The sequence below is a fragment of the Rubricella aquisinus genome (genome assembly GCF_014199445.1).
Taxonomy (GTDB): Bacteria; Pseudomonadota; Alphaproteobacteria; order Rhodobacterales; family Rhodobacteraceae; genus Rubricella; species Rubricella aquisinus.
The window spans coordinates 1-7,412 of record NZ_JACIJS010000017.1; the positions used below are offsets into that span (position 1 = coordinate 1).

At 66.3% G+C, this 7,412-nt stretch carries 1 protein-coding gene; it reads left to right on the forward strand.

From position 1 onward, the window contains the following. Positions 1-660: 660 nt before the first annotated feature. The coding region (locus FHS89_RS16110; protein WP_425502824.1) for an amino acid adenylation domain-containing protein at positions 661-7,412 on the forward strand (6,752 nt) is incomplete at its 3' end.

Below are 7,412 nucleotides of genomic sequence, written 5' to 3' on the forward strand. Positions count from 1 at the left end.
CGGGCCGACGCACAGATCAAGATCCGCGGCCAGCGGATCGAACCGGGAGAGATCGAGGCCGCCATCGCGGCCCATCCGGGCGTGGCCGCCGCCGCGGTGAAGCTGTGGCCCGCCGAAGCCGATGCCGGGTCATCGCCGGCCGGGTCATCGGCGGGCGGGTCATCGGCGGGCGGCACCGGTCAGGCGCGCCTTGCGGCCTATTACACGCTGGCCGAGGGCTATGCGCCGCCCACAGCCACAGGGGCCGCGACAACCGACGCGGGCCCGTTGGGAACCGTGGCTCCAGATGCCGCACATGGCGCGGCGGCTGGCCCCGACACGGCCACATCAGACGTGCCGAGCGCGGCGGCACAGTCTGGGATTGCGGCAAGCAGGCCCGGCACGACCCAACTGGCCGCAATGGACCGGTCGGTGCCGCAGGAGGCGGATCAGGACGGGGATCACGGCGCACGCCACGCCCATGGGTCCACGCCCCACGGCACCGCGCCCGACAGCGCGACCAGCCCAATCCCGGGCGCGCCTGTGCATGCGGCGGCCGATCCAACCGCGCCCGCCACCCTCTACACGGACACCAACGCACCCACAGCCCCCCTGCCCGACCTCGCCGACTGGATCGCCCGCCACCTCGCCCCCGCGATGCAGCCCGATGCGCTCATCCTCATGGACGCGCTGCCGCTCACCGCCTCCGGAAAGCTCGACCGCAAAGCCCTGCCCAAACCGCAAAACTGGGGCCAGCGCGCGCAAAACCGCGCCGCCCCCCAGGGCCAGACCGAACGCGCACTCGCCGCCATCTGGGCCGAAACCCTCGGCATCGACGCCAACGAGATCGCCCGAGACGACAGCTTCTTCGCCCTCGGCGGACATTCCCTCACCGCCATGCGCACCGCCGCCCGCATCCGCGACCGCTTCCAAACCAACACAACCCTCGCCGAAATCTTCGACACCCCAACCCTCAAGGCATTGGCCGAAAAGATCGCGCAAGCGCCAAAGGGCACCGATGTCAGCCCACGCCCTGCGCGCAATGAAGCGCCGCTCTCACCGGTTCAGCGGGGCTTTTGGGCGCTTGAGCATCTGGCGAGCGGTACGGCGCCGACCAACCTGCGCGCAGACGTGATTCTGCACGGCGCATTGGACCGCGCCCGTTTGACCGACGCGCTCAACCGCCTGATTGCCCGGCATCCGATGCTGCGCGCCCGGTTTGAGATACGCGCCGATGGGCCATGGCAAGTCATTGACACTCATGCAGAAATCACATTGATCGACGGCCCGGCGGGCGACGCGCCGTTTAATCTGACGCGCGCACCGCTTTTGCGCGCGCACCTGCAAAAGACCGATACGCACACCCATCACCTGACACTAACCGTGCCGCATCTGATCGCGGATGGATGGTCGGCCGGGGTGATCGCGCGGGATTTGAGCCAGCTTTGGAACCGCGCGCCCTTGCCGGAGGTCACAAACCATCCGTTGGGCTATCTGACGGCCGACGCCCCCGATGCGGGCGTGGACTATTGGGCCAAGACACTGGAGGGCGCGCCGACGCTCGCGCTACCGACGGACGTGCCGCGGGGCGCTGCGCCCTGTTTTGATGGAGCGACGCTCAATTTTAAGATCACGGCACAGCAACAATCGGCCCTGATGCGACTTGCACAAGCGCAGGGCGCGACCGGCTTTATGGCTGTGCACGCGGTGCTGACATTGCTGCTTCACCGCTATTCCGGCGACACGGATATCGTCATCGGCACGCCGATTGCGGGGCGGGACGCGCCGGGGATGGAGGAGCTTGTCGGCTGCTTTATCAACACGCTGGCCTTGCGCGCGCGGATCGACCCCAACGAGGATTTCACGCGCCACCTGCAACAGATCAGCCAGATAAGCCGCGATGCGTTCCGTCATGCCAGCACGCCGTTTCAACAGGTGGTTGAGGCGACGGGTGCGGCACAGGATCCGGCGCGGCATCCGATCTATCAGGTGCTGTTGGCCTATCAGTCGATGCCAGAGATGGACTGGCAGTTCGACGAGCTAGAGGCAGAGCCGTTGCAGGCCGAAGTCACTTCCGCCACCCATGACCTCGCCTTTGTACTGACGCCAAACGCGGATGGCATCCGGGGGGAGATCACCTATCGCCGGGATCTGTTTCATGCGGACACGATCGCGCGCATGGCCCGGCATTTCGGCGCGCTGATTGATGCGGTTACCCACGCGCCGACGGTGCCGCTGGCGCGGCTGGACGGGTTGCCGGCTGACGCGACACCTGCGCAGGCCCATGCGCCCGTGACGGACCGCACGTTTCTGGATCAGGTCCGCCATTGGGTCGAAACCGCGCCTGGGAGCACGGCGCTGGCCACAACCGACGAGACGCTCAGCTATTCCGAGCTATGGGAACACGCGGGCAAGATCGCGGCGGCGCTCACCGCACGGGGGATTGGACGGGGGGACCGGGTGGGCCTTCTTTTGCGGCGAAGCGCCGCGATCCCGATCCTGCAACTTGCCGTCCTGCGCGCCGGGGCCGCGTTTGTCATGCTCGACCCCGATCACCCGGAGGGTCGGATCGCCCATATGATCGCGACAGCACAGCCCATGCTCGTGATCGCGGATGATGTAGATGCCTCCCATGTCGCAGCCCCGGTCTGCCACATGAATGATCTGACAGGCGGGGTGGCAGGCGACCCGCCCGGCGCACCGCGTCCCGATGATCTGGCCTATCTCATCTTTACCTCCGGCACGACCGGCCAGCCTAAAGCAGTGATGGTGCCCCATCGCGGGCTTGCCAATCTGGCCACGGCCCATGGGCGGGACTTCGCGCTGGAGCCGGGTGCGCGGATGCTGCATTTCGCCTCCCCCGCCTTTGACGCGGCGATTGGGGAGACGCTCATCCCGCTGGCCTGTGGCGCGACCGTCGTGATCCCCGACGCGGAGGAGCGGCAACCGGGCAAGCCGCTTGAGCGGTTCATCCGACAGCAGAACGTGACGACGGTGACCCTGCCCCCGTCGCTCCTTCTGGCGATGACGCCCGAGGAGTGCCCAAGCCTGCGCGTGATCGTCGCGATGGGCGAGGCGTGCCCGCAAGCCGTGATCGCCCGTTGGGCCGGGCCGGAGCGCCGGGTGATCAATGCCTATGGTCCGGCGGAGAATACCGTCTGCTCCACCCTGCATATCGCGACCGGGGTAGACGATGCGCCCGCGATTGGCACCCCCTTGCCCGGCGTCGCCGCCTATGTGCTCGACCGTTACATGCGGCCTGTGCCGCGTGGCGCGGTGGGGGAATTGTTCCTCGGCGGGATCGCGGTCGCGTTGGGCTATCTCGGGCAGGCCGGGCAGAGCGCTGCCGCCTTCCGTCCCGATCCGTTCAGTGCCACACCGGGCACGCGGATGTATGCCACGGGGGACCGGGTGCGCATGCTCGGCAATGGGGCGCTGATGTTCGTGGGCCGGGCGGATGATCAGATCTCCCTTCGGGGGTTCCGCATAGAACCCGCCGAAATCAGCGCCGCGCTGCGGGCCTGCGCCGGGGTCATGGATGCCGTTATCACCCGGGTCGACACGCCGCGCCCGATGCTTGTGGCTTATGTCACAGGCGACGCGGGCCTGAGCCTGAGCGCGATAGAGCCGGACCTGCTCCGCCATTTGCCGCGCTACATGATCCCGCAGGCACTGGTCCGGCTGGAGCGGTTCCCGGTGACGCCGAATGGCAAAATCGACATGGCCGCCCTGCCCGCCCCCCGATTGGACGACGATCAAGCGGACGCCCCCCAAACCGCCGAAGAGACCGCCGTTTGGCAGGTCTGGCGCGGCATTCTGGGCACGCAAACCATTGGCCGGGCATCGAATTTCTTTGGTCTGGGCGGGGATTCCATCACTGCCATTCAAGTCGTCGCAGGGCTGGAGGCACGCGGCTATCGCTGCGCCCCGAAGGATGTATTCACCTTTCAGACCCTCGCGGCACTCGCGCAAGCCCTCACCCCGATAGAAGCGGCGACCACCGCGCCCCTGTCGGATGATCGCCCCTTGCCGCTCAGCCCGATGCAGGCATGGTATCTCGACAGCGGCCCGAGCGATCCCAACCATTTCGTGCAAACCATCGTCCTTGACACGCCGGCAGAGCCAGAGGCGGTGCGCGCGGCGCTGGAGGATCGCGTGGCGGCGCATCCCGCCTTTGGCCTGCGGTTCCGGCAAATGGGCGGAGCATGGCAGCAACACTATGCCGGGCCGGGCTCGTTGGGCTGGATCACCGGGGGCAACGCCACACTTGAGGATTTGGGCCGTGATCTGAGGGCGCTGATCGACATTGAAGACGGGCCGGTGATCGCCGCCACGACGCAACCCGGCCGCCTGATCCTGACCGCGCATCACCTTGTGATTGATGCGGTGTCGTGGCGGATTTTGCTGCAGGAGGTCAGCGATCTGTTGTCAGGGGCCACGCCACCTCAGCCGTCTACCGCGTTGTTGTCATGGTTGCGGGAGGATCATATTGCGCCACCTATCCCCGCCGAGCGGCAATCGCTGCCAATGGATCGGCCCCACGGCACCAACACCTATGGCGACGTCACGCGCAGGCAGGCAGCCCTTGACCAGGCCCAAACCACCGCATTGCTGACCGAAGCGACACGGCCCTTTGGCATAACGGCGGAGGAATTGATCCTCGCTGGATGCGCCCGCGCCGTGGCGCGTTGGGCCGGGCGGGATGCTCTTAGCATGGATGTGGAGCGGCATGGCCGAACCGATGGCGCGCTGTCGGGTGCAATCGGTTGGTTCACCCATGTCGCCCCGATCCACCTGCCCTGCCCTGATGATCCGGTCGAGCAGATCATCGCGGCCAAGGAGGGGTTGCGCCGCCCCGCAGCGCCACAGGACGCGGCCAACATCCTGTTCAACTATTTCGGCGTGCTCGACACCGGCCCGTCCAACCTGCCCTTTACCGTCACCGACCTGTCCGCCGGGCCAGAGCGCGCACCGGGTGATCCGCGGGACCATCTTATCGAGATGTCGGCCCATGTGCGGGAGGGGCAACTGCACCTCTCCCTTTCGTATGCGGCTGCGCAATATGACGACCTGACGCCCTTGGCCGAGGCCTGCCTAGCGGAGGTCAGATCGCTGGTCGCCACGGCCATCGCCCAAGAGGCAACGCATCAGACCCCATCTGATTTCCCCCATGTCACGGTCAGCCGCGCGCATCTGGAACATATTACGGCAACCCATGGCCCGATTGACGACATCCTGCCGCTGACACCGCTGCAATCGGGGATGCTCGCGGACAGCCTGCGGCACAAGGACAGCACCGCGCGCGTTGAACAGGTGCAGTGCCGATTGCAAGGACCGCTTGATCCTGAGCACTTCTTTGCCGCGTGGCGGGCGGTGTTCCACGCCGAGCCTGCCTTGCGCGGGCGGATCGAGACGGGCGGTGAGGAGCCACTTCTGGTTATTGTGCAACAGGCAGAGCCGATCTTTGACCTGCTCGACTGGTCCGGCAAGGACGCGGAAAAGGCGCTGACCCGCCGCGCCCAGGATCAGCGCCGCCCCGATGCACCGCCCCACCATATCACGCTGGCGAAAACGGCAGAGGATGACTGGCTTTTCCTCTGGACCAGCGATCACATCTTCCTTGATGGCTGGTCTTTGCCGTTGATCCTGCGCGCAGTGTTCACGGCCTACGTGTCGGGCGCGGCCCCTGTTCCGCGTGTCACCCTGTCGGATTATGCCCATCACACGCCCGACCGCGCGGCAGATACCGGATTTTGGGCAAAAGCGCTTGCCGGGATCACGGCCCCAACAGATTTGCCATTTGACGCGCCCCTCTCCGCGCAGGGCATCGGGTCGGACACGCTGTCCCTCACCCTCAGCGCGGAGGAGACCGACGCTGCCACGCAGTTTGCCCGGGAGGCAGGCATAACGCTGGCCACCCTGATGAATGGCGTTTGGGCGATTGTCCTGTCCCAGATCAGCGGCGCCCCATCGGTGGTATTCGGCACCACCCTGTCCGGTCGCCCCGAAACCCTGCCCGGCGCGGATGAGATGGTGGGCATGTTCATCAACACGCTGCCCCTGAGGGCGGATCTCTCCCCCGATGCGCCCCTGGTCCCGTGGTTGCAGGAGGTGCAGATGCGCGCGGCGGACCTGCGCGCAAGGCAGCATGATCCCCTGCCCGATGTGATCGCGGCAGCACCCGACCTTGACGGCCCGACCCTGTTTCACAGCGCTGTCGTTTATGAAAACTACCCGGTCGATCCGACGCTGATGGATCAGGTCGCGGGCCTCACGATCAGCGACGTGACCACCACCGAGGAGAGCCATTTCCCCCTGACGCTGCTTGTCGCGCCGGGGCCGGTGATGGGCGTGAAACTGCATTACAAACCAAGCCTTTTCTCGTCCTCCACTGCCAGCTCTCTTTTGTCGCAATTTATTGAGGGATTGCGGGGGGTTGTTGGGGGTGTTGGGTGTGTTGGGGATGTGGTTTTGGAGGGGGCGTCGGGGGCTGCGTTAGGCGTGGGGCCGGAGCGGGCGGCGGGGTTGGGGCATTTGTTGGGCGGGATTGCCGAGCAGGCCGCCGCCGCGCCGGACCGGGCCGCGCTGCGGTTTGATGGCACCGATCTGAGCTATCATGCGTTTGTCGCGCGCGGGGAGCGGCTTGCGCGCGTGCTTGTCGCATCGGGGGTCGCGCGCGGGGATGCGGTCGGCATCGCGGCGGAGCGCGGGTTTGAGCTGATGATCGGGCTCTATGCGATTCTGCGCGCGGGGGCGGCCTATGTGCCGCTTGATTCGGACATGCCGGTCGCGCGATTGCGCATGATGCTGGAGGATTCGGGCGCGCGGACGGTGCTCTCTGGCCCTGGTTGTCCGACTGGTTTGCTGCGGGATGAGGCGGAGATTTCCCTGTCAGGCTGGGCGTTTAGCCCGCTCAACGCCCTGCCCGATGGCCCCGCATTTGCCCGCGCGATCACGCCCGAAGATCTCGCCTATATCCTCTTCACCTCCGGCTCCACCGGGCGGCCCAAGGGCGTGATGGTCAGCCATGGCGCCATCGACAATCGGCTGGTCTGGATGCAGGAGGCCTTCGAATTGTCTCCAATTGATCGGGTTTTGTTAAAGACCCCGATCGGCTTTGACGTGTCGGTCTGGGAGCTGTTCTGGGCGCTGCGCGAAGGGGCGACGCTGGTGATCGCGGCACCAGGCGGGCATCGCGATGGCAGCTATCTTGCGGATTTGATTGAGAAAGAGCGGATCACCCATATCCATTTCGTGCCCGCGATGCTGCAAGCCTTTGTCGAGACGCCGCGGCTTGGCGCGCGCTGCGCGTCGCTCCGGCGGATCATCTGCTCGGGTGAGGCGTTAACCACGACCCTCGCAAAAGAGGCGATGGCGGCCACGCGTTCACCAATTGTTAATCTCTACGGGCCTACAGAGGCAGCCGTGGACGT